17 protein-coding genes are annotated in these 26,830 nt (G+C 68.9%); 9 read left to right on the top strand and 8 right to left on the bottom strand.

Features of this window, described 5'->3' with window-relative positions; genetic code table 11:
* Nucleotides 1–1,713, bottom strand: coding sequence for a type IV-A pilus assembly ATPase PilB (gene pilB / locus POL67_RS31765; protein WP_271923964.1), 1,713 nt, complete (start codon nucleotides 1,711–1,713; stop codon nucleotides 1–3).
* Between the two features lie 108 nt (nucleotides 1,714–1,821).
* On the opposite strand from pilB, the gene POL67_RS31760 reads away from it, so the two are divergent.
* The 3 genes from POL67_RS31760 (at nucleotide 1,822) to POL67_RS31750 (ending at nucleotide 7,830) form a co-directional block, all read left to right on the top strand.
* Nucleotides 1,822–3,045, top strand: a complete 1,224-nt coding sequence (locus POL67_RS31760; RefSeq protein ID WP_271923961.1) for an FHA domain-containing protein — start codon at nucleotides 1,822–1,824, stop codon at nucleotides 3,043–3,045.
* Nucleotides 3,042–4,343 (top strand): protein kinase domain-containing protein, encoded by a 1,302-nt coding sequence (locus POL67_RS31755; RefSeq protein WP_271923959.1) that lies wholly within the window; start codon nucleotides 3,042–3,044, stop codon nucleotides 4,341–4,343. Before POL67_RS31760 ends, POL67_RS31755 begins: the two co-directional genes overlap by 4 nt.
* A gap of 133 nt (nucleotides 4,344–4,476) precedes the next feature.
* Complete coding sequence (locus tag POL67_RS31750; protein ID WP_271923955.1) at nucleotides 4,477–7,830, top strand: tetratricopeptide repeat protein; 3,354 nt, start codon at nucleotides 4,477–4,479, stop codon at nucleotides 7,828–7,830.
* A 36-nt stretch (nucleotides 7,831–7,866) separates the two neighbouring features.
* Here POL67_RS31750 and POL67_RS31745 read toward each other — a convergent pair whose 3' ends face one another.
* On the bottom strand, nucleotides 7,867–10,002 hold the full coding sequence (locus POL67_RS31745; RefSeq protein WP_271923953.1) for a M3 family metallopeptidase: 2,136 nt from the start codon (nucleotides 10,000–10,002) through the stop codon (nucleotides 7,867–7,869).
* Nucleotides 10,003–10,063: 61 nt separating this feature from the next.
* Between POL67_RS31745 and POL67_RS31740 the strand changes: the two genes are divergently transcribed.
* On the top strand, nucleotides 10,064–10,360 hold the full coding sequence (locus POL67_RS31740; protein WP_271923951.1) for a hypothetical protein: 297 nt from the start codon (nucleotides 10,064–10,066) through the stop codon (nucleotides 10,358–10,360).
* A 16-nt stretch (nucleotides 10,361–10,376) separates the two neighbouring features.
* Here POL67_RS31740 and pruA read toward each other — a convergent pair whose 3' ends face one another.
* Entirely contained in the window at nucleotides 10,377–12,008 is a 1,632-nt protein-coding gene (gene pruA / locus POL67_RS31735) for an L-glutamate gamma-semialdehyde dehydrogenase (RefSeq protein ID WP_271923949.1), read from the bottom strand.
* A 92-nt stretch (nucleotides 12,009–12,100) separates the two neighbouring features.
* Here pruA and POL67_RS31730 point away from each other — a divergent pair, with 92 nt between their 5' ends.
* Nucleotides 12,101–13,105 (top strand): DUF2804 domain-containing protein, encoded by a 1,005-nt coding sequence (locus tag POL67_RS31730; protein ID WP_271923947.1) that lies wholly within the window; start codon nucleotides 12,101–12,103, stop codon nucleotides 13,103–13,105.
* A 75-nt stretch (nucleotides 13,106–13,180) separates the two neighbouring features.
* On the opposite strand, the gene ligA is transcribed toward POL67_RS31730, so the two are convergent.
* Both ligA and POL67_RS31720 read right to left on the bottom strand, forming a co-directional pair.
* A complete protein-coding gene (ligA, locus tag POL67_RS31725; RefSeq protein WP_271923945.1) occupies nucleotides 13,181–15,145 on the bottom strand; it encodes an NAD-dependent DNA ligase LigA in 1,965 nt (654 codons plus the stop codon).
* Nucleotides 15,146–15,176: 31 nt separating this feature from the next.
* Nucleotides 15,177–15,653, bottom strand: coding sequence for an NUDIX hydrolase (locus tag POL67_RS31720; protein ID WP_271923943.1), 477 nt, complete (start codon nucleotides 15,651–15,653; stop codon nucleotides 15,177–15,179).
* Between the two features lie 121 nt (nucleotides 15,654–15,774).
* Here POL67_RS31720 and POL67_RS31715 point away from each other — a divergent pair, with 121 nt between their 5' ends.
* A complete protein-coding gene (locus POL67_RS31715; protein WP_271923941.1) occupies nucleotides 15,775–16,620 on the top strand; it encodes a carbon-nitrogen hydrolase family protein in 846 nt (281 codons plus the stop codon).
* Nucleotides 16,621–16,678: 58 nt separating this feature from the next.
* Nucleotides 16,679–17,125: a hypothetical protein gene (locus POL67_RS31710; RefSeq protein ID WP_271923939.1), complete on the top strand. Its 447-nt coding sequence runs from the start codon at nucleotides 16,679–16,681 to the stop codon at nucleotides 17,123–17,125.
* Between the two features lie 409 nt (nucleotides 17,126–17,534).
* On the opposite strand, the gene POL67_RS53790 is transcribed toward POL67_RS31710, so the two are convergent.
* From POL67_RS53790 to POL67_RS31695, 3 genes are all read right to left on the bottom strand, one after another.
* The gene (locus POL67_RS53790) at nucleotides 17,535–17,978 is read right to left on the bottom strand and encodes a helix-turn-helix domain-containing protein (protein WP_170229247.1); all 444 of its coding nucleotides are present in this window, start codon (nucleotides 17,976–17,978) and stop codon (nucleotides 17,535–17,537) included.
* Nucleotides 17,979–18,501: 523 nt separating this feature from the next.
* A complete protein-coding gene (locus POL67_RS31700) occupies nucleotides 18,502–20,436 on the bottom strand; it encodes a DNA gyrase/topoisomerase IV subunit B (RefSeq protein WP_271923935.1) in 1,935 nt (644 codons plus the stop codon).
* A gap of 3 nt (nucleotides 20,437–20,439) precedes the next feature.
* Nucleotides 20,440–22,758: a DNA gyrase/topoisomerase IV subunit A gene (locus tag POL67_RS31695; RefSeq protein WP_271923933.1), complete on the bottom strand. Its 2,319-nt coding sequence runs from the start codon at nucleotides 22,756–22,758 to the stop codon at nucleotides 20,440–20,442.
* Nucleotides 22,759–23,228: 470 nt separating this feature from the next.
* Here POL67_RS31695 and bamA point away from each other — a divergent pair, with 470 nt between their 5' ends.
* Together bamA and POL67_RS31685 are read left to right on the top strand one after the other, a co-directional pair.
* The gene (bamA, locus tag POL67_RS31690; RefSeq protein WP_271930923.1) at nucleotides 23,229–25,886 is read left to right on the top strand and encodes an outer membrane protein assembly factor BamA; all 2,658 of its coding nucleotides are present in this window, start codon (nucleotides 23,229–23,231) and stop codon (nucleotides 25,884–25,886) included.
* A 109-nt stretch (nucleotides 25,887–25,995) separates the two neighbouring features.
* Entirely contained in the window at nucleotides 25,996–26,799 is an 804-nt protein-coding gene (locus POL67_RS31685; RefSeq protein ID WP_271923930.1) for a rhomboid family intramembrane serine protease, read from the top strand.
* Nucleotides 26,800–26,830 lie beyond the last annotated feature (31 nt).

The following is a 26,830-nucleotide window of genomic DNA, read 5'->3' as shown; positions in this document are numbered from 1 at the left end:
CTAGTCTCCCATCGTGACGCGGCCGACCTCATCGGTCGTCGTCATCCCCTGCATCACCTTCTCGATGCCCGCCATGCGCAGGGTCAGCATCCCGTTCTTGATCGCGGCCGTCTTTAGCTCGGCCGTCGAGGCGCCCTGGAGGACGAGCTCCTTCAGGTTGTCCGTGAAGCGCATGACTTCGTAGAGCGCGACGCGGCCCTTGTAGCCCGAGCCGTTGCACGTCTTGCAGCCCGCGCCCTTCATGAGCTTGGCGTTCTTGATCTGATCGGGCGTGAAGCCGAAGTCGGCGAGTGCGCGCGGGTCCTGCTTGAAGGGCTGTCGGCAGTCGGCGCAGTTCTTCCGCGCGAGGCGCTGTGCGAGGACGAGGTTCACGCTCGCCGTGATGAGGAAGGGCTCGATGCCCATGTTGAGCAGGCGCGAGATCGTCGACGGCGCGTCGTTCGTGTGCAGCGTGGAGAGCACCATATGACCCGTGAGCGCGGCCTTGACCGCGATCTCGGCGGTCTCGAAGTCGCGGATCTCGCCGACCATGATGATGTCCGGGTCCTGGCGCAAAAAGGAGCGCAGCGAGGCCGCGAAGTTCAGGCCGATGGAGTCCTGCATCTGCACCTGGTTGATGCCGTGGAGGTTGTACTCGACGGGATCCTCGGCGGTGCTGATGTTCGTCTCGATCTGGTTGAGCTCGCTCAGCGCAGAGTAGAGCGTCGTGGTCTTGCCGGAGCCCGTCGGGCCCGTGACGAGGACCATGCCCCAGGGCTGGTTGATCGCCCACTGGAAGTCCTCGAGCGGCTTCTTGTCGAACCCGAGCTTCGTCATGTCGAGCTGGAGGTTCGACTTGTCGAGGAGGCGCATGACGATCTTCTCACCCCAGATCGTCGGGCAGACGGAGACGCGGAAGTCCATCTCCTTGCCCTTGCCGAGCTTGAGCTTGATGCGCCCGTCCTGCGGCAAGCGGCGCTCCGCGATGTCGAGCGAGCTCATGATCTTGAGCCGGCTCGCGATCGCGTTCTTGAGCTTCATCGGAGGCTGCATCTCCTCCACGAGCACGCCGTCGATGCGGTAGCGGACGCGAAGCTTCTTCTCGTACGGCTCGATGTGGATGTCGCTCGCGCCCTTCTTGATGGCGTTGAGGAGGATCGCGTTCACGAGCCGCACGACCGGCGCGCCCTCGGCCGCCTTCTCGAGTTCGAGGACGTTCACGTCCTCGGTGTCGACCGTGAAGTCGACCTGCTCGTCACCGAACTCGGCGAGCATCTCGTCGTAGGAGGGGCCGGCGGAGTAGGCGCGCTCGATGGCCTGGGTGATCGCACCCTCGGAGGCGACGCGCGGCTCGACGATGGAGCCCGTGAGGAACTTGATGTCGTCGATCGCATGGAGGTTCGTGGGATCCGCCATCGCCACGACGAGCGAGGTGCCCGACCGGAACAGCGGGATGATCTTCTGCTTCTCGCAGACGTCGCGCGGGACGAGCTTCAAGACGTCGGGATCGAACTCGGTGCCGTCGAGGTTGGCGACGGGGACGCCGTACTGGGTGGCGAGGAAGCTCGCGATGTCGTCGTCGGACAGGTAGCCGAGCTTCGTCAGCACTTGGCCCAGGTTGGTTCCGCTCTTGCGCTGCTCTTCCTGCGCCTGGCGGAGCTGCTGCAAGCTGATGAGCTTCTCGCGGACGAGCAGCTCGCCCAGGCGGGTCTGACCGGTCGTAAAGTTGGACATCGAGCCTCCGATGGTCCGCGGAGGGAAAGGGAGAGTCAACAGCCGGGCACGGCGGGCCTCGCGAGAGCCCTCGCGCAAGCCTTCGGAGCCGCGCTACCATGCCGCGCAGTGGGTCTCTTCGATCGCTTCCTGCGCTGGGGCGAGGGCCGACGAGCAAAAGACGCGCGCGCCCGGGAGCTCGCCGGTGATCTTGCTTCCGCGGCCACGCTGTACGTCGAGGCCGAGATGCCGGACGAGGCGGCGCGCGTGCTCTTGCTCCGTGCCGACGCCGAAGGCTCGGCCGAGCAAAGAATCGCGTTCTGCGACGTCGCCGCGCGCACCGCGAAGAGCGAGGAGATCCAGAAACGCGCGCTCGGTCGCAAGGCGCTGCTCACGCTCGACGTGATCCGCGTCCGCGGCGGGGTCTCGCTGAAGAGCGAGCTCGCGCGCGTCGCCCGCGAGCTCGAAGGCGCAGGGCAGCTCGAACGCGCGGCCGAGATCTACGCGGAGCTCGGCGACGCCGAGGCGGAGATCCGAGTGCTCACGGAGATGGGCGCGATCGAGAAGCTCGAAGAGCGCCTCAAGGCCTCGCACGCCGAGTCGCGTAAGGTCCGCGAGGTGACGGACGTGCGCAGGCGCGTGGCCGATCTCGACCGGACCGCCGAGCGCCGCGCCGCGCTGGACGTCGCGCGGGTCGCGCTCGCCGAGCGAGACGACGACGTCGTGGCCGACGCCGCCCGCGCGATCCGAGCGCGCCTCGCGACCGGGCCGCTCGTCGATCTGGAGATCGGCGGGAAGCGCTTCCACGCAGCGCTCGGTGAGGACGTGACGATCGGCCGCGGGGAAGCGACGATCCTCGTGGGCGCGCGGGCCGTGAGCCGCACGCACCTGCGTATCCACTGCGAGGGGAGCGAGATCTTCGTGGAGGATCTCGACACGCGAAACGGGACGATGCTCGCGGGCGCGCGGATCCAGGGCGCGATCCCGGTGGGCGAGGGGATTCGTCTGGAGCTCGGCGGCGAGGTGCCGTGCGGCATCGAGCGGCCGACGGCGTCTCCCGAGCGGGAGCTCGTGCCGGACGGCGTGGTCGTGACGATCGCGGGGACACGTTTCCTCGCGCCGCTCGGCCCGCTCGTGGTGGGCGCGCTGCACGTCGATCGGGTGGTGCACGGCGACAGCGGGTTCGTGGTGCTGCGGACGCCGAGCGGGGCGCCGCGGCCGATCCTTGGAGAGTTCGAACTCGCCGCCGAGGTGGAGCTTTGCGTCGGCGACGAGATCCGCGCGAGCCGCGGCGGGCCCGTGGTGCTGCGCGTGGCCACGGGGAGCCGCGAAGGGAGCGGGAGCGGCGCGTGAGTTTGTGGCGGAAGATCAGGGGACGGCTCTTCGGCGAGAGCGACGAGGCCGCGAGCGAGGAGGCCCCGCGCGGCGTGGACGAGCGTGCGACGTCGACGCGTGCAGAGCCGCGCCGCGAGCCTGCGCGCGCCGACGTAGACGAAGCCTCTGCCGAGCTCGCGCAGCTCGCGCGTGTGGGCGCGCCGGATGGCCCGAGCGAAGAACAAGCGATCCTGCTCCTGCGTAAGGCGCGCGGGACGGTGCGCGAGGCCGAAGCCGCCGCACGTGTGCTCGAAGCCGCAGAGGATTACGCGGTGCCGGAGGCCGTGCGGCTCGCGTGCGCGGACATCCTCGCGGCGCGCGGAGACGAGAAGGGCGCGCTCGAAGCGCTGGCAAACGCGTCGAGCACACCGGCGCTCTTGCTCGCGGCGGATCTGCACGCCTCGCTCGGCCAGCTCCCGCGCGCGCTCGGGACGATCGAGCGGGTGCTCGCGCGGAACATCGACACGCCGGGCGCGCGGGAGCGGCACAAGCGATGGCGCGCGGCGCTCGGCGCAGCACCCGGACCCGCGCGGCGGCTCGACGAGGCCACGGTGGTGACGGACGCTGGGGCGCGCGCGCCGTTCCGGCTCTTGCGCGAGGTCGCGCGTGGCGGCGCCGGGACCGTCTACGAGGCCGAGGACGAGCTGCTCGGCCGGCGCCTCGCGTTCAAGGTCTACCATCGGCGTGGTCGCGATCGAGAGCACCTCGAACGGGAAGCGCGGCTCGCCGATCGGATGCGCGGGCCCGGCGTGCTCCGCGTGCTCGACGCGGATCCAGAGGAAGGATGGCTCGCGCTCGAGTGGATCCCACGGGGCTCGGTGCGCGACGTGCTCGCCCGGGGCGATCTCGCGGCGCTCGTCCCCATCGAGCGCTGGGCGCCCCCGCTCGCTCGGGCGCTTGCGCGGCTCCACGCAGGGGGGTTCGTCCACGCGGATGTCAAGCCGGCGAACGTGCTCCTCCGGGACACCGGCGAACCCTTGCTCGGCGACTTCGGCATCGCGCGGCCGCTCGGCGCCCGCGGGGAAGGGGGCAGCGCCGGCTACGTCTCGCCAGAACGCATCGCCGGCCGGTCGAGCGACCCGCGCGACGACGTGTACGGCTACGGCCGCGTGCTCGAAGACGTGCTCCACAGGCTCGGGGAGCGGGGGATCGCCATGGACGAGGCCGCGCGGTGGCGCGCGGTCGCCGACGTGTGCATCGGCCCGGACGATCGGCGCCCGGCGAACGGCGCCGAGCTGGTCGGGCGTCTGCCCACGGCGCGGGCGAAGGTCCCGTGAGCCTCCCGCGCCCTTGCGGCCCAGGACACACGAAGCGGCGGACCACCGGGGCCTGTCGTTCGCTGCGCTCTCCGCCCCCGAGGCCTGGTAGATTCCCTGCTTCGATGAAGGCCCGCGGCCCGGGAGCAGCCTGATGCGCTTGGCGATCGTCGCGACGCCCTCCCTCCTCTCCGACATGCGCGCCCCTCCGGGCGCGCTCGACGGCGACATCCTGCGCTCGCGTCTCCCCTTGGACGACACGGCGTTCGAGGTGGTGGACATCGATCCCCACGTGGATCTCGCCGAGCAGCTCGACACGCTCTTCGAGCAGCGCAAGCCGGGGCCGGAGGACGAGCTCCTCTTCTATGTGTCGAGCCCCGTCGCGGTCTCGGTCGACGGCGAGTTCTTCCTCTGCCTCGATCCCGAGAACCCGCAAACTGGCGACGCGCTCACGGACGTGGTCGCTGTTTTTCACGATCACGTGTCGGGTCCCGTGCTCTTCGTGCTCGAGTGCCGCCACGCGCCGGCGCCCGCCGATCCGTTCCGCAGCGCGACCGTCGTCGCCGCCGCGAAAGAGGCTGTGAACCCGCAGCGCAGCGGGATCGAACTGCTCATCGCTGCGCGGCCCTCGGCGCCCGGCGTCGAGGATCGACCGTCGCCGTTCACGCGCGCGCTCATCAACGCGTTCGACGATGCGGACGCGGAGACGGGCCTGCTCGCGCGGATGCTCTACGAGCGCATCAAGGAAGGACTCGTCGGCGTGGTGCCGTGTTTCGCGCACGCGCGCGGCTGGACGCCGTTCGCGTTGATCCCGGTGCCCGTCGGCTCGACGATCTGGAAGGACGCGGGCGTGCCTGCGCTGGCAGACGCGCCCTCGACGCTCGACGCGGAGGCGCTGGCGCGCGGCGAGCGGCTCGAAGAGGTGACGCTCGAATCGGAGGCAGCCGAGGTGCTGCTCGGATCCCTCGGCAAGCCGCACGCGCGTTCCGTGCGCGTGGAGGCCGTCGAGCCGCCGCCGCTGCGGGAGGGCTCGACGGAGAACATGCCGCTGAGCGTGGACGTCGTGGTCGACGACGCTGCGTTCGGTGAGCGCGGTCCGGTGACGACGTTGCGCTCGCGCATCCTGCCGAGCTCGACGGCGCCCGAGGCCCCAGCGCCCGAGCCTGCGCCTGAGATCTCGCCGGAGATCACACCCGAGCCCGCGCCGGAGATCGCGCCCGAGCCTGCGCCGATCCTGCAGGCGAGGGAGCCTTCTGCGGCCTACGTGGCGACGACGTTGCCCGAGGATCGATCGTTCACGCGCCCCGAAGCGTCGGTCCCTCGCGTCATCATCCAGGAGCCGGTGCCTCCGTCGGTCGCGCCGGCGACGACGCCGAGCCCGCAGGCCGAAGAGGTCTCGCCTGCGCCTGCGCCGCGCATCACCGTCGTGCCGGAGATCCCCGAGCCCGCGGCGACCACGGTCGCGTCGCCGGGTACGTCCTCGCCGCCGCCTGCGCCGAACGCGTCGCCTGCGCCCGAGACGTCGCCCGCGGTGGAGACGTCGCCCGCGGTGTTCCATCGCGACGCTGGCGACGCGATGCTCGCCGCCAAGGATCACGAGGGCGCGCTCGGCGAGTATCGCAAGGCGCTCGGCCACCTCGCGCCCGGCGATACGGAGGAGCGCGCCGAGCTCTACGTTCGCCTCGCGACCGCGAAGTGGGGGCAGGAGAAACGCAAGGAGGCGATCTCGAACCTCGACAAGGCGCTCACGCTCCGCCCCGAGTACCGCCCCGCGCTCGAAGCCCTCATCGTGCTCAACGTGACGGAGCGTGATTTCCGCGCCGTCCACGCTGCCGAGGAGCGTCTGCTCGCGACCTTCACGAGCGACACCGAGCGCTTCGAGCACCTCATGGAGTTCGGCGAGCGCTGGGAAAGCATCGGCTCCGATCCGGGCCGCGCGCGCGCCTCGTTCGAGCGCGCCCGCGACATTCGCCCCGAGGATCTTCTGGTCCTCGGCAAGCTGCGCCGCCTCTACGAGCACGCGAGCGAGATCGACAAGGGGATCGAGATCCGCCGCCGCATCGCGGAGCTCACGCCGGTCCCGCGCGACCGCGCCGCGAGCTACCTGGAGCTCGCGACCTACTGCCAGGAGATCGAACGCGAGGAGCTCGCGATCGAGATGCTGGAGCTCGCGATCGACAGCGACTCCAGCATGCTCGAACCGCTCGACACCCTCGCGCGCATCCTCTCGGAGCGGCAGGAGTGGAGCCAGCTCGAAGCGATCTACCGCCGCGCGCTCGCCCGCCTCGATCGGCTCCCGCAAGGCGAGCCGCGTCGCCGCGCGGCGTGGGAGATCGGGCGGCGCCTCGGTCTCCTCTTCCGTGATCACCTGGAGGATCCGCTCGTGGCGCTCGCTTACTTCGAGCGCTCGGTCGACGAGCGCCCCGAGGATCTCGGCGGTCACCTCGTCGTCGCGGATCTGGCGCGCACGATCGGCCGGCACGAGCGCGCGCTCGTGCACCTGCGCGACGCGGCGAAGCTCGATCCGCAGCGCGCGCAGTCGTACCACGACATCTTCGACGTCGCGCAGAAGCTCCGCCAGCCGGACGTGGCGTACACCGCCTCCGTGGTCACCGCGCACCTCGGCGTCGTCGAGTCGCGCGAGCGATTCCTCTACGACGAGCACAAGCCGAACGGCGTGCCGCGTTTCTTGAGCGCGATGCCCGCCGAGGGCTGGGATCTCCTGCGGGACGAGCGGAGGGACACGCTCACCGAAGGCGTGCTCGAAGCGATCGCGGGCGCCGCGATCGCCGCGCGGCTCGAACAACTCGAAAGCGATGGGCGGCTCCCGGCGCTGGATGCGTCGCAGAAGCAGGACCTCCAGCGCAGCACGATCTCGATCGTGCGCTCGTTCGCCTGGGGCAGCCATTTCCTCGGCGTGACGCCGCCCGACGTGTACGTGCGCGAGGACGCCGGCGTGAGCCTCGTGGCCATCCCCGCGACCGACGCCACGGTCCTCGCGGGCCAGCACGCGCTGCGCGGTCGCACGCTCGCGGAACTCGCGTTCCTCGTGGGCCGGCACCTCACGTACCACGTGGGCCATCACCGGCTCCTGCTCTTCTATCCCTCGCTCGAAGAGCTCAGCGCGTGTTTCGTCAGCGCCATCGCGATCGCCCTGCCGGACGAGCCGATCCCCGCCAAGGTCCGCGACGTGGTGCTCGCGTTCAAGCCGCTCTTCGAGGCGCACCTCGACGACGCGCAACGCAAGGCGCTGGAAGAAGCCGTCTCCGCGTTCGCCGCGGCAAACGTTCGTCCGGACCTACCCCGCTGGGCCGCGGCCGTGGAGCGATGCGCGACGCGCGCGGGCTACCTGCTCTGCGGCAGCCTCGACGTGGTCGCGACGCTCCTCCGCGCCGAGCCGCGTGGTGCGCTCGACGCGGAGACGAAGATCGCCGATCTGCTCGGATTCACGGTCTCCGAGGCGCACAGCACGTTGCGCGAGGCGATGGGGGTCTCGGTACAGCCTTGAGGGACGCGGGGGCGCGTGGTGCGCCCCCTGCTCGCGTCACTCCTTGCCCTTGAGGTACGTGAAGTACGCGTCGTGGCTCGGAGCGCGGCCGAGGAAGCGCGAGATCATCGTCCGCTCGTCCTCGCCGCCGCCCTTCGCCAGCACCTCGGTCCGCCAGGCTTCGGCCGTCGTCGTGTTGAGCAGACCCTCCTTGCGGAAGCGCGTCAGCACGTCGCGCGACAGGCTCAGCGCCCACTGGTAGCCGTAGTAGCCGGCGTCGTAGCCGATCAGGTGCCCGAAGCTCGACTGGAAGTGTGTCCCCTTCACGTACGGGAACACGTCCACCTTGCCTTGCACCTCTTCCACCACCTTCGTCGTGTCGAAGGGCGCCTTGCGGGCGTGGAGCTCCTGATCCAGCGACGCGAGGAAGAGCTGCCGCTGCGTCCCGAGCGCGAGCCCGAACGTGCGCGCCTTCGTCATCGACGTGAAGAGCGCGTCCGGGATCTTCTCGCCCGTCTTGTAGTGCCGCGCGAACGTGTCGAGCACCTCGCGCGACCACGCCCACTCCTCGAACATCTGCGACGGCGCCTCCACGAAGTCGCGCACCGCGTTCGAGCCCGAGTACGTCGCGAGCTCCGAGCGCGTGAGGAGCTGATGCAGCACGTGGCCGAACTCGTGGAAGAACGTCGTCACTTCCTCGTGCGACATCAGGCCCGGCTGGCTGCCTTCCGTCTTCGGGAAGTTGCACACGAGCGCCGCCATCGGCTGCTGCCACGTTCCGTCGGACAGGCGCTTCGCCGTGCGCACGCCGAACATCGCCGCGTGCTTGTACTTGTCGGCGCGCGCGTAGAGGTCGAGATAGAACTTCCCGATCTTCTCGCCCTTCGACCACACCTCGTACGCCGTCACGTCCGGATGCCACGCCGCGGCCGGCACCTCGCGGTACTCGAGCCCGTACATCTTCGCGGTGGTGTCCATCAGGCCCTTCTTCACCGCGCCGATCTCGAAGTACTCGGCGAGCGCCTGCGAGTCGAAGTTGTACTTGGCCTTCCGGACCTTGTCCTCGAGGTAGTACCGATCCGCCGGATAGAGCACGTCCGTCTTCTTCCCGCCGAGCCGCACGTGCTCCTTGCGCAACTCCTCGAGCTCGACCTTCACCGGGTCCTTCAGCGCAGCCGAGAGGTTGTCGAGGAACTCGCGCACGTTTTTCCGGCTCTTCGCCATGCGCGGCTCGATCGCGTAGTCCGCCCAGGTCTCGTAGCCGAGCAGCTTCGCCTTCTCGGTGCGGAGCGTGAGCAGCTCCTCCAGGAGCCGCACGTTCTGCTTGCCGCCGCGGTTCGTGAACTTCGCGTAGAGCTCGAGCGCGAGCTTGCGGTTCTTCGCGTACGTGATGAACGGGAAGTAGTCCGGGTAGTCCGTCGAGATGCGGACCTTCTTCTTGTCGTTCGGCTTGTGGCTCGCGACGTACTCTTTCGGCAGGCCTTCGAGCTCCTTCTCGTCGACCTCGATCCACTCCGTCGAAGCGCCGATGTTCGACATGAACTCCTGGCCCTTCTTCGTGATCTCCGCGTTGAGCTCGCGCAGCCGCGCCTGCTTGTCCGCGGGCAGCTCGAGCCCGTTGCGCCGGAAATCGCGCAGCACGTCCGCGAGCAGCCGCGCCCGCTCGCCTTCGAGCTTCTCGCCCTTCTTCGCGTAGGCCTGGATCACCGCGGCCACGTCCGCGTCGAGCCAGAGCGACGTCTGGAAGGCATCCGTCTTCGGCTCACAGGCCTTCGCCGCCTCGCGCACCGCCGCGTCCGGGTGCGCGACGCCCATCAGGTACGGGAACTCTCCGGCGCTCGCGACCTCGAGGACAACGTCGTCGAAGCGGCCCACCGTCGCCGCGAACGTGAGCTTGTCCGCGGGCGCGCCCTTCAGCGCCTTGATGTCCTCGGCGAGGCCCTTCGCCTTCGCGAGGTGCTCATCACAGAGCTTGCGCGCGCCGTCCGGCGTCATGCCCATCGCCACCGGATCGAACGCGGGCTTGGCCGCGGGCGCGGGCGGCGGATCCGCAGGCTTTTCCGTTGTCGTAGCGACGCTCGTTTTCGCCGTGTCCGCGTCCGTGTTCGGGGGCGTCACAGGCTCGGGCGTCGAGCCACCACAGGCGAGGAGGGCGAGAGCGAGCGAGACCAGGGTGAGGCTCGGGGTACGCATCGGAGCGCCCGTATACCATTCGGTGCGCTCTGCCAAAACCCGCCTGCGTTATCCTCGACGCATGCGCCTTTCGACGCTCTTCGCCCTTCTCCTGACCTTCGTGATCTGCGCTTGCGGCGATCGTCCTCCCGAGGACAGTTGCGCCGCGATTTGCCAGAAGAACGCGCTCTGCCAGCCCGGCGCGAGTGAGACGCTCTGCACGTCGACGTGCCTCGAGCTCGCGGCCGATGACGCCGCCTACGCCGCATCCCTCTCCGACCAGGCCGACTGCTACGAGGAGCAAGCCGAGTACTACGAGGAGGAGAAGGGCGTGTGCGTCGCCCTCGAGGGCGGCGCTTGCCCGGCCATGCCGGAGTGACGCAGAAGCGCCCGCGTTACGGCTCGGACTGGAACGGGTAGGGGACGGCGCGCGGCGGCTCGAAGTTCTCTTTGATCAAGCGCGGCGACGTCCAGCGCAAGAGATTCAGGACGCTGCCCGCCTTGTCGTTGGTCCCCGAGGCGCGCCCGCCGCCGAACGGCTGCTGCCCGACCACCGCGCCCGTGGGTTTGTCGTTCACGTAGAAGTTCCCCGCCGCGCGGCGCAGCGCGGTGCTGGCCTTCTCGATGAACGCCCGATCGCGGGCGAAGACTGCGCCCGTCAGCGCGTACGGGCTCGTCTCGTCGCAGAGCGCGAGCGCCTCGTCTTCCTTGCCGTCGTCGTAGGGCCACACCGTCAGAACAGGGCCGAAGAGCTCCGTCTCCATCAACGTGTGCTTCGGATCCTCGGTCTCCATCACCGTCGGCTCGATGAAGAAGCCTTCCGTGTCGCTCCACTCGCCGCCGCAGATGAGCCGCGCGCGTCCGCCGCGACGCGCCTCCTCCACCGCGCTCGTGATCCGCGCGTAGGCGCGACCGTCGATCACTGCGCCCATGAAGTTGCGGAAGTCCGCCACGTCGCCGACGCGGATCATCCGCGTGAGCTCCACGATCCGCTCCTTCAGCGCAGGCCACATCGACTTCGGCACGTACGCGCGGGACGCCGCTGAGCACTTTTGTCCCTGGTACTCGAACGCACCGCGCACGAGCGCGACCGCAAGCGCCGTCGGATCCGCGCTCGCGTGGGCGAACACGAAATCCTTCCCGCCCGTCTCGCCCACGAGCCGCGGGTACGTCCGGTACCGATCGATGTTCTCGCCGACCTTGCGCCACATCCACCGGAACACCGGCGTCGAGCCTGTGAAGTGCACGCCCGCGAGGCTCGGGTGCTCCAGGGCCGCCGTCGTCAACTCCGCCGGATCGCCCATCACGAGGTTGATCACGCCGTCGGGCAGCCCTGCTTCGCGGAAGAGCGCCATGATCCAGTGCGCCGAGAGCAGCGCGTTCGCCGACGGCTTCCACACGACCGTGTTGCCCATGATCGCCGGCGCTGCGGGCAGGTTCGCCGCGATGGCCGTGAAGTTGAACGGCGTCGCCGCGAAGACAAACCCTTCGAGCGGACGCGGCTCCATCACGTTCCACGTCCCCGGCGAGCTCTGCGGCTGCTCCGTCGCGATCTGCCGCGCGTAGGCCACGTTGAAGCGCAGAAAATCGATGAGCTCGCAGGCCGCGTCGATCTCGGCTTGATGCGCTGTCTTGCTCTGCCCGAGCATCGTCGCCGCGTTGAGCAGCGGCCGGTACCGCGTCGCGAGCAGCTCCGCCGCGCGCAGGAACACCGCTGCGCGCGCCGTCCACGGCATCTCGCCCCACATCTTCGACGCGCCGAGCGCGGTGTCGATCGCCTCGGCCACGTCGGTGCGATTTCCGTCGTGCGCACGCGCGAGGAGCAGGCTCCGCTTGTGCGGCGCGCGCACCTCGGTGAGGCGGCCCGAGAACACGTGGTTCTTGCCGATCACCATCGGGATCTCGATCGTCTCGCCGGACATGCGCGCGAGTGCGGCCTTGAGCTCCGCGCGTTCGGTCGTCCCGGGCGCGTAGGAACGCACCGGTTCGTTGACGGGATGGGGCGTGTTCGCGATCGCGGCCTGCATGGCGCGCGAGTCTACCACTGCGATCCGCGGGGGCGCTCTCGCGCCGTGCACAGGGCCGTGCCGTCTTCCCAGGGCTCGCTATTCTCCCGTGGATGCAGATCCACCGGACTCCGCCCGAAGCGATCCTCGACCCGACCACCCAGCGGCCTCGGTTCGGCACGTACGCCGGGGGTCTGCCGCCCATCGCCTTCGGGGCCGCGGCGAAGAACCCGCTCACCCGCGTGCGCCGTGAAAAGCGCTGGTTTTACGTGGCGATCGCCTCCGACGAGCTCATCTGCGCCGTCGCGATCATCCGCCTCGGCTACGCCGCCAACGCCTTCGCCTTCGTCGTGGATCGACGCGAGGGCCGCGCCCTCGTCGACGAGACCACCAAGGGCCCGCCTTTCAGCGCCTTCATCGGCGACAGCGGCGGTGAAGGCTGCCTCGCCTCCTACCACCTCGGTGCCAATCACCTCTCTGTTTCGAGACCGGCCGGACAGAGCGATTACGCCATTGACGTACGCATGCAGGGGCTCGAGCTTCAGGCGCGGCTCGGCACCACGAAGGCGCCGCCTGCGCTGGGGGTGGTCGCAGCGCTCCGGGAGGGCCTCTTCTCGACGACGGAGAAACGCGCGCTCCTCTCGGTGGACGGCTCGCTCGTCGCGGCGGGCCGCAAGTTCTCGCTCGATGGAGCGCTCGCCGGGTACGACTTCACGGCGGGCCTGCTCGAACGGCACACCGCGTGGCGATGGGGTTTTGGCCTCGGCCGCACCGCCGAGGGCAAACCCATCGCCTTGAACCTCACCGAGGGGTTCGTCGGGGATCGTGAGTGTGTCGCGTGGATCGACGGCGAGATCGTGCCCCTCTCGGCGGTCCGTTTTTCGTTTGACCGTGAACGACCTCTTTCGAGCTGGCAGGTCCGTGCGCCCGACGAGCGCGTCGATCTCACCTTCACGCCGAGCGGCCTTCACACCGAGCGCCACGACCTCGGGATCGTCCGCTCGCGTTTCCTTCAGCTCGCCGGTGAGTTCTCGGGGCGGATCCTCGTGCCGGGGCGCGAGCCGATCACCCTCGATCGGCTCGCCGGGGTCACCGAGGATCAGGATACGTACTGGTGAGGGGGGTTTGGGGCGTAGCTCGGCTTGTCCGAGCGTAGCTCCAAGTGTTGAAGCGGGGCGTGGGCGTGAGCGAGGTCAGGAGACCTTCACGCCCTTGTCTTGGATGAGCTTGAAGAAGCCAGCCTCGTCGAGGAGCACGGTCCCGTACTTCTTCGCCTTCTGCGCCTTGCTCGACGTCGAGTCCGCCTCGGCGCTCACGAGGTAGTTGAGCTCCTTCGTCACGCCCGAGAGCACACGCCCGCCGTTCGTCTCCACGAGGTTCGTCATCTCGCCGCGCGGGCGGCTCAGCGCGCCCGTGAAGCAGAACGACATCCCCGCGAGCGGCCCTTCCTGCTCCTGCGTCACGGGCACGATGCCTTGCGCGATCAGCCGCTCGATCTCGGCTTTGCGGCCCTGCAGCCCGCGCACGATCATGCCGGCCTTGATCGGGCCGAGCCCCGAGATCCCCGCGAGATCCTGCTCCGTCGCCGCGAGCAATTTTTCGATCGTCGTGTAGCCCGACGCCACGAGCAGCCGCGCGGTTTGGATCGCAAACCCCTCGATGCCGAGCGCCGCCAGGAACACGGGCAGCGTCAGCGGCAGCCGGCTCGTCAGCTCGTCGAGCACCTTCTTCGCGATCTTGTCGCCGCGCCGCTCGAGGTCCGCGATCTGCTTCGGCTTCAGCTTGTAGAGATCGCCCGGCTCCTTCACGAGCTTTGCCTCGACGAGCTGCTCGATCAGCTTGTCGCCCCATTCGAGCGCGCCGATCGCGTCGATCCAGTTGTGGATCCGGCCCTCGACGAGCGCCGGGCACTCCTGGTTGCGGCAGAGCAGGTACTCGCCGCTCGTCACGAGCTCGGCCGCGCAGCGCCGGCAGCGCGTCGGCGGCAGCTCCGTCTTGCCGCCCTTCTCGACCACCTCTTCGACGTACGGGATCACGTCGTTCCGGCGCGAGACCAGGACCTCGTCGCCCACGCCGATCCCGAGCGCGCGCACGTTGCCCACATTGTGCAGGCTCGCGCGCTGCACCGTCGCGCCCGCGAGCTCCACCGGCTCCACGATCGCCACCGGCGTCACGCGCCCGCTCGGGCCCGTGTCCCAGAGGATCTCCACCACCTTCGACACCTTCGCCTGCGACGCGAACTTGAACGCGGTCGCGCCGCGGGGCCTCCGGTTCACCTCGCCGAGCAAGGTCTGCGCGGCCGTCGAGTTCGCGCGCACCACGAGCCCGTCGATCTCGTAGTCGAGCCCCGCGCGGATCTCCGACGAGTACTTCCGGTAGATCCCGAGCACGTCCTTCAGCGTGCCCTTCGCGGTCCAGGGCGTGCCGAAGCCTTGCTTGCGCAGGAACGTGATCTTCTGCTCCTCGGTCGTGATGTCGAGGTGATCGGCGAGGTCGTAGAACAGCACCGTCAGGTGCTCGCAGCCTTGGCCGTCGAAGCGCTTCGACGTCCCGGCGGCGGCGTTGCGCGGGTTCGCCACGCCCGGGAACGACTTCTTCATGTCCGACAGCTTGAGGATGATCTCGCCGCGCACGCTGAGCGTGAGTTTTTCCTTCAGCTTCTGCGGCACGCCGCGCATGCGGGCCACGTTCGGCGAGATGCGCTCGCCCATGATCCCGTCACCGCGCGTGATCGCGTCGGCGTACTTGCCGTCGCGGTAGATCACCTCGATCGAGATCCCGTCGAGCTTCTCCGCGACGAAGAGATCGTCCGAGATCGCCTTGCCGCCTTCCTTCACGACGAGCTCGTCGCAGCGCGTGGCCCAGGCTTCGAGCTCGGCCTCGTTCACGACCTTGTTCAGCGAGCCCATAGGGATCTCGTGCCGAGCTTTTTCCCACTCGGTCACGGCCACCGGCGTGCCGACGCGCGCCAGCGCCGGGTGTGTCGGATCGAGATCACGCAGCTCGTCTTCGAGCGCGTCGTAGGCGGCGTCCGAGATGTCGGGTTTGCCGGCGTAGTAGCTCGCGCGGTAGCGCTCGATCCGCTCGGCGAGCTCGTCGATCCGCGCTCGCACGGCCGGATCCGGCTGCTTGTCCCAGCCGTGGTGCAGGTGCGTCATCCTCGTGTCCTCCCTCAAGTCGCTCCGAACGTCACTCGAACACCACCTCGCCGCGCCGCGCGGCGGCGAGCATGTCGTCCATCCCCATCGCCAGCGGCGCGGGCAGCTCCTCGTCGCGGAAGAGCCGCGCCTCGCGGATCTCCAGCGGGTTCTTCGGCGGTCGGCTCGGCTCGGCCACGCGCGCGGACACCACGATCGTGACCGCGTGAAACCGCACGTCGCGATCCGGCCGCGAGAACACGCCCACGATCGGGCCGATCGTCACCTCGTCGACCCCGGCCTCTTCGTCGAGCTCCCGCACGACCGTCGTTCGCAGGGTCTCGCCCCACTCGACCGTGCCGCCGGGCAACGCCCAGGTCCCCGTATCGGCGCGGCGGATGAGCAGCCACCTCCCGTCCTCCGTCCGGGCGGCCACGGCTACGCCGACCACGGGCCTTTTGAGGAGGTGCCGCACGATCTCTTGCGCCACGCCGAGAACCGACCGCGGCAGGTACGAGAGGGGCCCCATGCGGCGCGCAGAATAGCGGCCCATCCGAGGTCGGGAAGGGGCATGCGCGCGCTCTGGTCGATTTCAGTGGACGAACCTCATGTTCGACACGCGACACGTCGCGCGAGGTAGGCTTCCCCGCATGCGTGAGCCTCTTGTTGCTGCCGCGGTGCAGATGAACAGCCAAGCGGATCTCGTCGAGAACCTCGGCCGAGCCGGGCGCCTCGTGGCCGAGGCTGCTTCGCGCGGCGCGAAGGTCGTGGTCTTGCCCGAGAACTTCGCGTTCATGGGCGGGGACGACGACGAGCGGCTGCGCGTCGCCGAGGATCTCGACGCCACGGACGGCGGCCGGATTCGCGCGTTCCTCGCAGAAAACGCCACGAAACACGGCGTCTGGATCCTCGCGGGCGGCCTCCCCGAGCGCTCGTCCGATCCGAAGCGTGTGCACAACACCTTCGCCGCGGTCGCGCCGTCGGGCGAGATCGTCGCGCGGTACCGCAAGATCCACATGTTTGACGTCGAGGTCGGGGATGGCCAGCGCTACCGCGAGTCGGCCTCGTGCATGCCGGGCGACGAGCCCGTCGTCGTCGACGTCGCAGGCACGCGGATCGGCCTCTCCATCTGCTACGATCTGCGCTTCCCCGAGCTGTATCGCGAGCTCGTCGCGCGTGGCGCAGAGGTGCTCCTCGTGCCGGCGGCGTTCACGCTCGCGACGGGCAAGGACCACTGGCACGTGCTCCTGCGTGCGCGAGCGATCGAGGCGCAGTGTTACGTGATCGCGGCGGCGCAATGGGGGAGCCATCCGAAGGGGCGCAAGACGTACGGCAAGTCGTGCATCGTCGACCCTTGGGGGGAGGTCGTGGCGCAGGCTTCGGAGGGGGAGGGGATCGTCGTCGGCACGCTCGATCCGGCGTACCTCGCGCACGTCCGGGCGAGCTTGCCTTCGCTCCAGCACCAGCGGATCGGGGTTGGTTCGCGGCAGACTTGAGGTGACTCCCAAAGTCGGCGTACCTTCCTGGATCGTGGGACGCTTTCGCCTTGGGATCATGTTCGTGCCGCTCCTCGTGGGCTGCGCGGGTGGCAGTGGGCAGGCCGTGGAAGGGCCATCGACGGGCGCGGCGATCGAGGCGGACAAACCCGCCGAGCCCGAGCTCGTGGGTGTGAAGAAGAAGCTTCAGGGGACGTGGGAGATCGTCCGATACACGTCGGATCACCCGATCCCGAACGAGGCGATGCCGCTGATGGCGGACCTGTTCGAGTCGCTGCGCATCGGGTTCGACAAGGATGCGCAGAGCGTGCGGACCTCAAAGACGCCCGACGAAAGCGCGCCGTATCAGGTGGAAGGCGAGTCCGGCGACGCCTTCACGCTTCGAGCGAGCGGAGGCATGTTCGACGGCGCGAAGTGCCGGTTTCTCGGCGCGGACGAGTGGGAAGTCACGGATCGCGGCAAGACCTGGCCCGGCGTCAGCGTCCTTCGTCGCGCAGCCCGCTGACGCCGCGACACCCGCTCCGCAGAGCGGAGCCAGCGCCGCGTCTCGTCGTCCGCGCGGATGAGCGGGGCTCTACCCCGCACCCCGGAAGGGGGCTGTCCGCCCCCTTCACCCCGGACCAGGCACGGCCTGGACCGAGGGCGGAAAACCGCGCGAGGCGCGGTTTTTCCGACGGGTCCGTGGCAAGACCCTCCACGATTTTGCCAGTCGAGACAGCAGCGCTGCTCTATTTGCTGGGAACGTCTTCCTTGTCGACAGCGCGCATCGCGCGCTGTCGCCCCGCGTCCAGGGCTTGCCCTGGTCCGGGTCCAGGGGCGGAGAGCCCCTGGTCGGGTCCGGGGTGAAACCCCGGCGCTACGTTGTGAGGAAAGAAGCCGGATCACCGGCGAGACGTTGAACGAGCAACTTCGGCTCAGCGCTTCGACAGCAGGGCACGCAGCTCGGCGGGCCTGCGGAAGCCGATGCGGCGGGCGACGTCGCCTTCGCTCATGCCTTCGGTGAGCAGCTCGCGGGCTTTTTGGGCGCGCACCTCATCGTAGAACACGTGAGGAGAGCGACCGAAGGCGGCGCGGAACTGCCGGGCGAAGTGGAACTCGGACAGGTCGAGGTCGAGAGCGACCTCGTACGAGCGGATTCGTTGACCGGCTTCTGCGGCGGCCCGGATGCGTTCGCGGGCGACCCGCATGCGCTCGGGCGTGCTCTTCGGGATGATTTGTGACGGCTGCGGAGCGGGGATCTTCGGCAGCGTTTGGGTGATGGGGGCCTGGCGAACCGCAAATGGCGGCATGTGCGAGGCCGAGGGCATACGGGCGGCGGAGGGTGCGTCCAGCATCGTCAAAGAAAGCGCATCGCTCACGGGAACCTCTCCTTGCCACGGGGACTCTCGCCGCTGCATGCGGCGCCGTGACGGCAACTCGATGTTCTGCCTTTGCAACCCTCGGGCCGAAGGTCATCAGGGGGTGGGGCTGGTATCTGAATTTACCATATAGGCATACCAATATCGGATGCGCATAACGCCGCCTGTGGGCTCAGGCTCAGGTTTGCGTGGTGACCGGGAACGCAAATGTGCCGGGATTTTGCGCGGATCTGGCGGATCTTTGGCGGTGTGGCGAGGCCCGCCGAGCATCGTTCCGACCCTTGCGGGTCTCGGCGCTCGGGCCTAATCCTGCGTATGAGCGGGTGGATCTCGTGTTGCGCCGAGTCTGCTCAACTCGCGCAGGTTCGGCTCCGGATGACCGTCGCAGCGCTTCGACGTTGGGGCGAGGATTGCGCAAGCGGCGGGCGCGCGTGATCCCGGACGCACCGGTGGTGCGTGGGGACGAACCGCGGAGGTGAGGGGAGGGGGGCAGGGGCGGGGCAGGGGCGGGGCAGGCCCGGGATCAGACGTCGATTTCGGCGCTTTGGGCTCGGTCCATGATGAACCGGAAGCGGGCCGAGGCGTCTTTGCCCATGAGCTCGTTCAGGATGCGATCGGTCTCGAGCTCGCCTTCGATGACCACGCGCAGGGCGCGGCGGCGGCGCGGGTCGAGCGTCGTGGATTTGAGGTCCTCGGCGGGCATCTCGCCGAGGCCCTTGAAGCGGGAGATCTCCGGTTTGTGGCCCTTGGGCAGCTTGACGAGGATGCGGTCGCGCTCCTTCTCGTCGAGGGCCCAGTGCGTCTCCTTGCCCGCGTCGATTCGGTAGAGCGGAGGTTGCGCGAGGTAGACGTGGCCGCCGCGGATGAGGCCCGGCAGGTGGCGGTAGAAGAACGTGAGGAGCAGCGTGGCGATGTGCTGGCCGTCGCTGTCGGCGTCCATCAGCAGGAAGATCCGGCCGTAACGGAGCTTCGAGGCGTCGAAGTCCTTGCCGAAGCCGCAGCCGAGCGCGCTGACGATGTCCTGGAGCTCCTTGTTCGAGAGCACCTTCGACGTCGAGGCTTGCTCGGCGTTCAGCACCTTGCCGCGCAGGGGCAGGATCGCCTGCGTGCGTCGGTCGCGGCCCTGTTTAGCGGAGCCGCCTGCGCTGTCGCCCTCGACGATGAAGAGCTCGCTCTCGTTCGGGTCGGTGGAGCTGCAGTCGGCGAGCTTGCCGGGCAGGTTCAGGCGGTGCGAGACGGCCGTCTTGCGGACGACCTGCTGCGTCGCCTCGCGGCGGGCTTCGCGGGCGCGGGCGGCCAGGATCGCGCGCATCACGATCGCCTCGCCGGCCGTGCCGTTCTCGAGCAGCCATTGCTCGAGCGCGGGGCGCACGATGCCTTCGACGGCGGGGCCGGCCTCGGCGTTGTTCAGCCGATCCTTGGTTTGTCCCTGGAACTGCGGCTCCTGGATGTAGATCGACAGGAGGCCGACGATGCCCTCGCGGATGTCCTCGGCCGTGAGCGTCACGCCCTTCGGCTGGATCTTCTTGGCCTCGATGAAGGCGCGCACGGCCTTCACGATCGCGGTGTTGAAGCCGCTCTCATGCGAGCCGCCCGAGTGCGTCGGGATGCCGTTCACGTAGGAGCGCACCGACTCTTCGGGCGACTCGGTCCAGAGCAGCGCGGCTTCGAGCCGGATGTCGCCGTCCTTCGCGACGTGAAACATCGACGCGTGCACCGCGGGCTTGCCTCGCTGCGTGACGAGCTTCGGCAGGTAGTCGACGATCCCGTTCGGGTGCACGAGCTCGACGGTCTCGCCCGTCGCCTGGTCCTTGAAGATGATGAGAAGGCCGCCGTGCAGGTAGGCCTTCGCTTCGAGGCGCTCCCTGACGGTGTCCGCGTCGAACGATGCTTTGTCCCCAAAGATTTCGGGGTCGGGGCGGAAGTGCAGCACCGTCCCGTGCTTGCGGGTCGGGGCGCCGCGCTTCAGCTTGCCCGTCGGCGTGCCTCGGCTGAAGGCCTGCACGTGCTCGAAGCCGTCACGGAGGACCTTCACGTCGAGCTCGACGGAGAGCGCGTTCACCACGCTCGAACCGACGCCGTGCAGGCCGCCGGAGACCTTGTAGTTCGAGCTCGCGAACTTGCCGCCGGCGTGCAGCGTGCAGAGGATGAGCTCGAGCGCGGGTTTGCCGTACTTCGGGTGCACGTCGACCGGGAAGCCGCGGCCGTCGTCGGCGATCGTGGCGCCGCGCCGATCGGCGTCGAGCGTCACCTCGATGCGCTTGGCGTGGCCGTTGATCGCCTCGTCGACCGCGTTGTCGACGATCTCCCAAAGCAGGTGATGGTAGCCGCGCGTGTCGGTCCCGCCGATGTACATCGCGGGGCGCTTGCGCACCGGCTCGAGGCCTTCGAGGACCTCGATGTCCTTTGCGGTGTAGCGCGACCCGGAGGCGGGCTGCGGGTTAGCGGTCGTTGCCATGGATCAGCTCTCCTCCTCGGGCTTGCCGAGGACGGGCGTCGCGACGGGGGGCAGGACGAGCCGGACGACGCGGTCCTTCTTGGGGAAGACCTGCCGGCCGAACTCGCCGCGCGTGCCTCGAACCTTCTGCACGGACTCGCGCGCGACCTTGCCCTTCTCGGTCTCGACCTCGATGGCGTCACGATCGTCGAGCATCGCGCCGACGACACGCTCGCCCTCGTCGATCTTCATCACGATCGCGCCCTTGCCTGCACCCGAGAGCACGCCGATCTCCTCCACGAGCACGCCGAGCGCGAAGCCGTTGCTCGCGACGCACACGACGGTGCGGCCGGCGCTCGGGAGCAGCACGGCGAGGACCTCGTCGCCCTCGTTCAGCTTCGCGAACTTGCGGCCCGCGCGGGTGCTCGGCTCGCGGTGCTGGCGGAGCGAGAAACGGAAAGCCAGGCCGCCGCGCGTGAGCGCCAGCGCGAAGGGCGGCTCGGGCTCGGCCGCGCCCTCGGTGGGCGCAGAGAGCTCCTCGCCGAGCGCGCGCGGATCGAGCGAGATCATCGCGACCATCCGCTCGCCGTCGGCCAGCTTGAAGAGCTTCTGGACAGGATCGCCGTAGCCCGTCGAGGGCGGGATGTCGTGGATGCGGCAGACGTAGCAGGCGCCGAGGTTTGAGAAGAACGCGACGGCCGAGCGCGTCGAGCCGGCGACGGCCGCGAGCACGCTGTCGCCCTCGCGCAGGCGCGTCGCGGACGGGTCCTTGAGCTCGCGGACGCGCTTCACCCAACCCTGGGAACTCAAAACGATGTTCGCGTCTTCTGCGACGATGAAGTCCTCGGCCTGGAACTCCGGCTCGTCGACCGCGCCCATGATCTTTGTACGACGACGATCGCCGTACTTCTCCTTCATCTGCGCGAGCTCGTCGCGCACGAGGTCCCAGCGCCTCGTGTCGCTCTTGAGCAGCGCGTCGAGGCGCTTGGCCTCGGCGCGTTTGTCCGCGAGCTCCTTGCGCACGACCTGGATCTCCAGCCGCGCGAGCCGGTAGAGGCGGAGCTCCAGGATCGCGTCCGTCTGCTCCTCCGAGAGGTTGAAGCGCTTGATCAGCTTGCTCGCGGCGTCCGCCTTGCCTTCGCTCTTGCGGATGATCGCGATCACCTCGTCGAGCGCGTCGAAGACGATCTCGAGGCCTTCGAGGACGTGGATGCGCGCCTTGAGCTCGCCGAGGTCGAACTCCAGCCGCCGCGTCACCGTCGAGTACCGGAACGTCAGGAACTGGTTCAGGATCTCGTCGAGCCCGAGGCGCTTCGGCGCGGCGACGTCGGGGTTGTCCGTGGGCACGAGGCAGGTGAGGTTCACCGGCACGTGCACCGCGAGCGGCGTGTTCTTGTAGAGGTACGCCATCACGAGCTGCGGATCCGTCCCGCGCTTCGTCTCCAGCACGATGCGCACGAGGTCCGTCGACTCGTCCCGCACGTCGAGCAGCGGCGGCAGCTTCTTCGAGAGGATCACCTCGGCGATCTTCTCGACGATCGCCTTGCGCTCGACGCCGTACGGGATCGACGTGACCACGAGGAACGAGGGCCCGCGCTTCGAGTCGTCCTCTTCGATCTTCCACTCGCCGCGTAGCTTCAGCGAGCCCTGGCCCGTCGTGTAGACCGCCTCGAGCTCCTCCTTCGTCGCGTGGAGCTGTCCACCCGTCGGGAAGTCAGGACCCTTGATCTTCTTCAAGAGCCGGCTCACCGGCAGATCCCGCTGGTTCGAGAGCTCGATGCAGGCGTCGAGCACCTCCATGAGGTTGTGCGGCGGGATGCTCGTCGCCATGCCGACGGCGATGCCCTGCGAGCCGTTCACGAGCAGGTTCGGGAAGCGCGCCGGCAGGATGACCGGTTCGTTCTTCGTGCCGTCGTAGTTCGGCCGCCACTCCACGGTGCGCTTGCCGAGCTCGCCGAGCAGTTCGATCGCGAGCGGCCGCAGCTTCGCTTCGGTGTAACGCATCGCGGCGGGTGCATCGCCGTCGATCGAGCCGAAGTTGCCGTGGCCTGCGACGAGCGGCGCGCGCATCACGAAGTCCTGCGCGAGCCGGACCATCGCGTCGTAGATCGCCGTGTCGCCGTGCGGGTGGTACTTACCCATCACGTCGCCGACCACGGCCGCGCTCTTGCGGAAGCGCCCGTCGGGGGCGAGGTGCAGGTCGTGCAGCATCGCGTAGAGGATGCGGCGCTGCACCGGCTTCAGGCCGTCGCGCACGTCGGGAAGCGCGCGCGACGTGATGACGCTCAGCGCGTAGTTCAGGTACTTGCGCTGCGCCTCGTCCGCGAGTGACGTGTCGGGCACAGGGGGAGGCGGCGGCGGCTCGCTCCCGCCCGGTGTCTTGGGGGCGCGCCGAGGCCTCTTCTGACCACCCTCGCCATCGAGGGGAAACGGAACCTGCTGGGCAGGGGGCACGGGCGTTATCTCCAGGGTGGGGAGGCCACGCGCCGCCGCCTCGGCTAGCGCGTGCCCCCCAGGAATCGACGGTGTACCCGCGTTCAGTGGACCGCAGGCAGGGGGATGCCATTACCCACGGAGCGCCGATCGGTCAAGCCACGGCGGCACGGACGGGGCGGGCACGCCGGCCCTGAAACGCGTTCGTCCGAAGGGATTCTGCCGGCGAATCAGGCCCCGTCCCCATCGATCCGGCCTCCTTCCGACGGACGCCCCGCGTCCCGGGCGCCCTACCGTCCACACATGGACATGGAAAACCAGTGGTTCCCACCTTGAGACCTCTGGCCCGCTGGGCTACGGGGAGGCGCCCCTTGTTTACGATGCCCACCCCACCCATCCGCCTAACGAGCCGGCTCCGGCTCCTGTGGACGAGCGCCCTTCTGGTCGTCTTCACGATCGTTGGGATCTCGCCTCGGGTGGCCTTCGCGCAAGGGGGTCCGCCCGCAGGCGCAGCGCCGCCCGCAGCGGCGAAAGGTGCGGCGGGACAAAGCGCCGAGGAAGGCGCGGACGAAGGCGAAGAGCAGCCCGCGGCGCCGAATGGAAACGGCACCGGCGCGCCCGGTGCGCGTCCGGAAGAGGCCGCTGCGCCGGTGCCGACGCTCGCGCCGACCGAAGCAGACCTCGCGCGTGGCCAGCCCGTCGCGCGCGTCGTCATCGCGGGCAACCGTCGCATCTCGGCGGACGACATCCGCGCGTATCTCGGCACGGCGCGCGTGGGCAAACCCTTCACGCCGGAAGGACTCTCGCGCGACGTGCGCGAGCTCTGGGACTCGGGCTTCTTCGAGGATGTCGAGGCCGACCTGACCCGCCGCGACGACGGGGTCCACCTGCGGATCCTCGTGCGCGAACGTCCGAACATCAAGACGATCGAGTTCGACGGGAACCAGAACATCAACGCGGAAGACCTCACGGAGGCGCTCAGCGTCGAGGTCAAGACCGGCACGATCCTCAGCTACAACGCCATCCGCCGCGGCATCCAGAAGCTGCGCGACAAGTACGCGGAGGAGGGTTACTTCCTCGCCGAGGTCTCGTATGAGACCGTCCCGCAGCGCGACAACGAGGTGCTGCTCCGCTTCAAGATCAAGGAGCACGAGCGGGTCACGGTCCGGCGCGTCACGTTCATCGGGAACAACAACATTCCCGATTCCGAGCTGCGCGAGGTGATGATCACCGGGCAGGGCAGCTTCTTCGACTTCGGCACGGGCGGCGCGTTCCGGCAGGACGCGTTCGAGCGCGACGTGCTCGTGCTCTCGGCGCTCTACTACGACCGCGGCTTCCTCTCGGTGCAGATCGCGACGCCGCGCGTGATGCTCACGCCGGACCGCACGGGCATCGAGGTGACGCTCACCATCAACGAGGGCCCGCGCTACAAGATCCGACAGCTCCGCGTCTACGAGCGCGACGCCGAGGGCAAGGAGATCGAGCCCATCGGCGGCCGCAGGCGGCTGCGCGAGATGATCCGCGCGAAGAGCGGCGACTGGTTCAACCGCGCCGAGCTCGCCGCGGATCTCGGGCAGATCCAGACGATGTATCGGGATCAGGGCTACGCGAACGTGGAGGCCCCGCCCGCGACCGACCTCGATCCCGAGCGGCAAGAGGTCGACATCATCGTCGCGATCCGGCGCAACCAGCCGATCAAGATCGGGCGCATCGAGATCCGCGGCAACACGAAGACCCGCGACAAGGTCATCCGTCGCGAGATGGAAGTGTTCGAGGAGCAGCTCTTCAGCGAGTCGAAGCTCGAGCGCAGCAAGCGCCGCATCACGATGCTCGGCTACTTCGAGCGCGTCGACATCTCGACCGAGCAAGGCGACGACGCTGAGCACATCAACGTGAACGTCGAGGTGGTCGAGAAGCCGACGGGCACCTTCCAGGTCGGCGCGGGCTTCTCCAGCATCGAGAACTTCATCGCGACGGCGACGGTCCAGCAGCAGAACCTCTTCGGGCGCGGTCAATCGCTCGCCTTGCAGGCGCAGATCTCCGGCCTCCGCCAGCTCATCGACGTCCGGTTCGTCGAGCCGTACCTCTTCGACACGCAGTTCTCTGCGGCCATCAGCGCGTACGATCAGCTCCGCGTCTACAACGACTTCTCGCAGACCTCGCTCGGCGGCGCGCTCACGCTCGGCTACCCGATCATCCAGCCCGAGCTCCGCGTCAACCTCACGTACACCCTCGAGTCGAACGAGATCTCCACGCAGACGACGTCGACGCTCTTCGGCACGGCCTCCTCGGTCAACTTCTTCCAGAGCGTGCCGCTCGCGAACGTCTACAACGACGGCATCACGTCGAGCATCCGGCCGACGATCACCTACGACACCCGCAACAACCAGCTCTTCCCGTCGTCGGGTATCTTCCTCCAGGGCTCGGTCGAGCTCGCCTCGAAGTACCTCGGCAGCGAGCAGCAGTTCGTCCGGTTCCGGAACACCGCGCGCTTCTACTACCCGATCCGCGACTGGCTCGTCTTCAAGGTGAACAGCGAGTTCGGCGCGGTGACGAGCCCCTCGCCCGAGGGCGTGCCGATCTTCGCGCGCTTCTTCCTCGGCGGCATCCTCGACCTGCGTGGCTTCCCCCTCCGCAGCGTCGGCCCGCGCCTGACGCTGAACCAGACGCTCGACCCGAACGCGCGCCCCTTCCCCAACGGGACGAACATCGGCGGCAACCTGATGTACTACCAGAACGCCGAGCTCGAGTTCACGATCCTGGAGCAGGTCGGCATCCGCGGCGTCATCTTCACCGACCTCGGCAACGCCTGGAACCTCGAGCGCAACTACTGCGAGGCGAACCCGGCGTCGCCGTTCTCCGCGACGAACCCCTGCTTCACGGCGTCGCAGCTCCTCAACGTCCGCACGTCCTGGGGCTTCGGCCTGCGCTGGTTCTCGCCGCTCGGCCCGCTGCGCTTCGAGTACGGCTTCCCGTTCAAGCCGCTGCCCTACGAGAAGGCGTCCGACTTCCAGTTCACCATCGGCAACTTCTTCTGACGCAGCGGCTCCGCCACGAGCGGAGTCGACCCCGCTCAGGACGGCTCGAGGTGCCTTTCCTGCGCCCTCCGGTTGCCCGCCCGCGTTCCTGTTGGTAGCTCCATGGACGATGCGCCCTAGCCCCGTCCAATTCGTCCTGCCTCGGCCTGGCAAGGCCATCAGCGGGATGATGATCGGCATCACCGTCCTGTGGGTCGGCCTCGCGCTGAGCATCAACTGGGTGGAGGTCGGCACGAGCGTCGCCCAGTTCATGGCCGGCACGACCTCGGGCGTGCTGCGCGGCCAGGTCTGGCGCCTCTTCACAGCCCCGCTCTTCCACGACACGTCGAGCCCTGGTCATTTCTTGATGACCATCCTCGGCCTGTACTTCCTCGCCCCCACGCTCGAGTCGCGCTGGGGCGCGCGACGGATGCTCATCTTCCTGTTCGGCGCGGGGGCGTTCGCGTTCGCGACGCAGGTCGCCGTGGGCGCGCTCGTGCCCAAGCTGAACCAGGTCGTGTGGTACGGCGGGCTCGGCATGATCGAGGCTGTCGCCGTCGCGTGGGCGCTGCAGAACCGCGATGCGCAAGTGCGAATGTTCTTCGTGTTGCCCGTGTCGGCCTACACGATGGTCGCGATCGTGTTCGTGCTCTCCGTGCTGAACGTGATCGCGCTGAATCGGCACATGCCCGAGGGCCTCGTGACCCCGTTCGGCGGCATGCTGGCCGGCTGGCTCTTCGGCGATCGTTCGCCGCTCCGGCGCCTCTACCTCAAGCTGCGCCTGCGCCAGATCCAGTCGCAGACGGCGGCCCTGCGTGCCGAGGCCGCCGCATCGGCTGCGGCTGCCCGCGCGCGCCGCGCCGCTGGTCCTCCGCTGCGTGTGATCGAGGGCGGCTCGAAGACGCCCCCGAAGGACAAGCGCTACCTCAACTAGGGCGGACGCACAGCGAACCCGGGGCGTGGGG

This window comes from Polyangium mundeleinium, assembly GCF_028369105.1.
In the GTDB taxonomy this organism is placed as follows: Bacteria; Myxococcota_A; Polyangia; order Polyangiales; family Polyangiaceae; genus Polyangium; species Polyangium mundeleinium.
The sequence above is the reverse complement of the archived record's forward strand: the minus strand, read 5'-3'. Positions and strand labels throughout refer to the sequence as shown.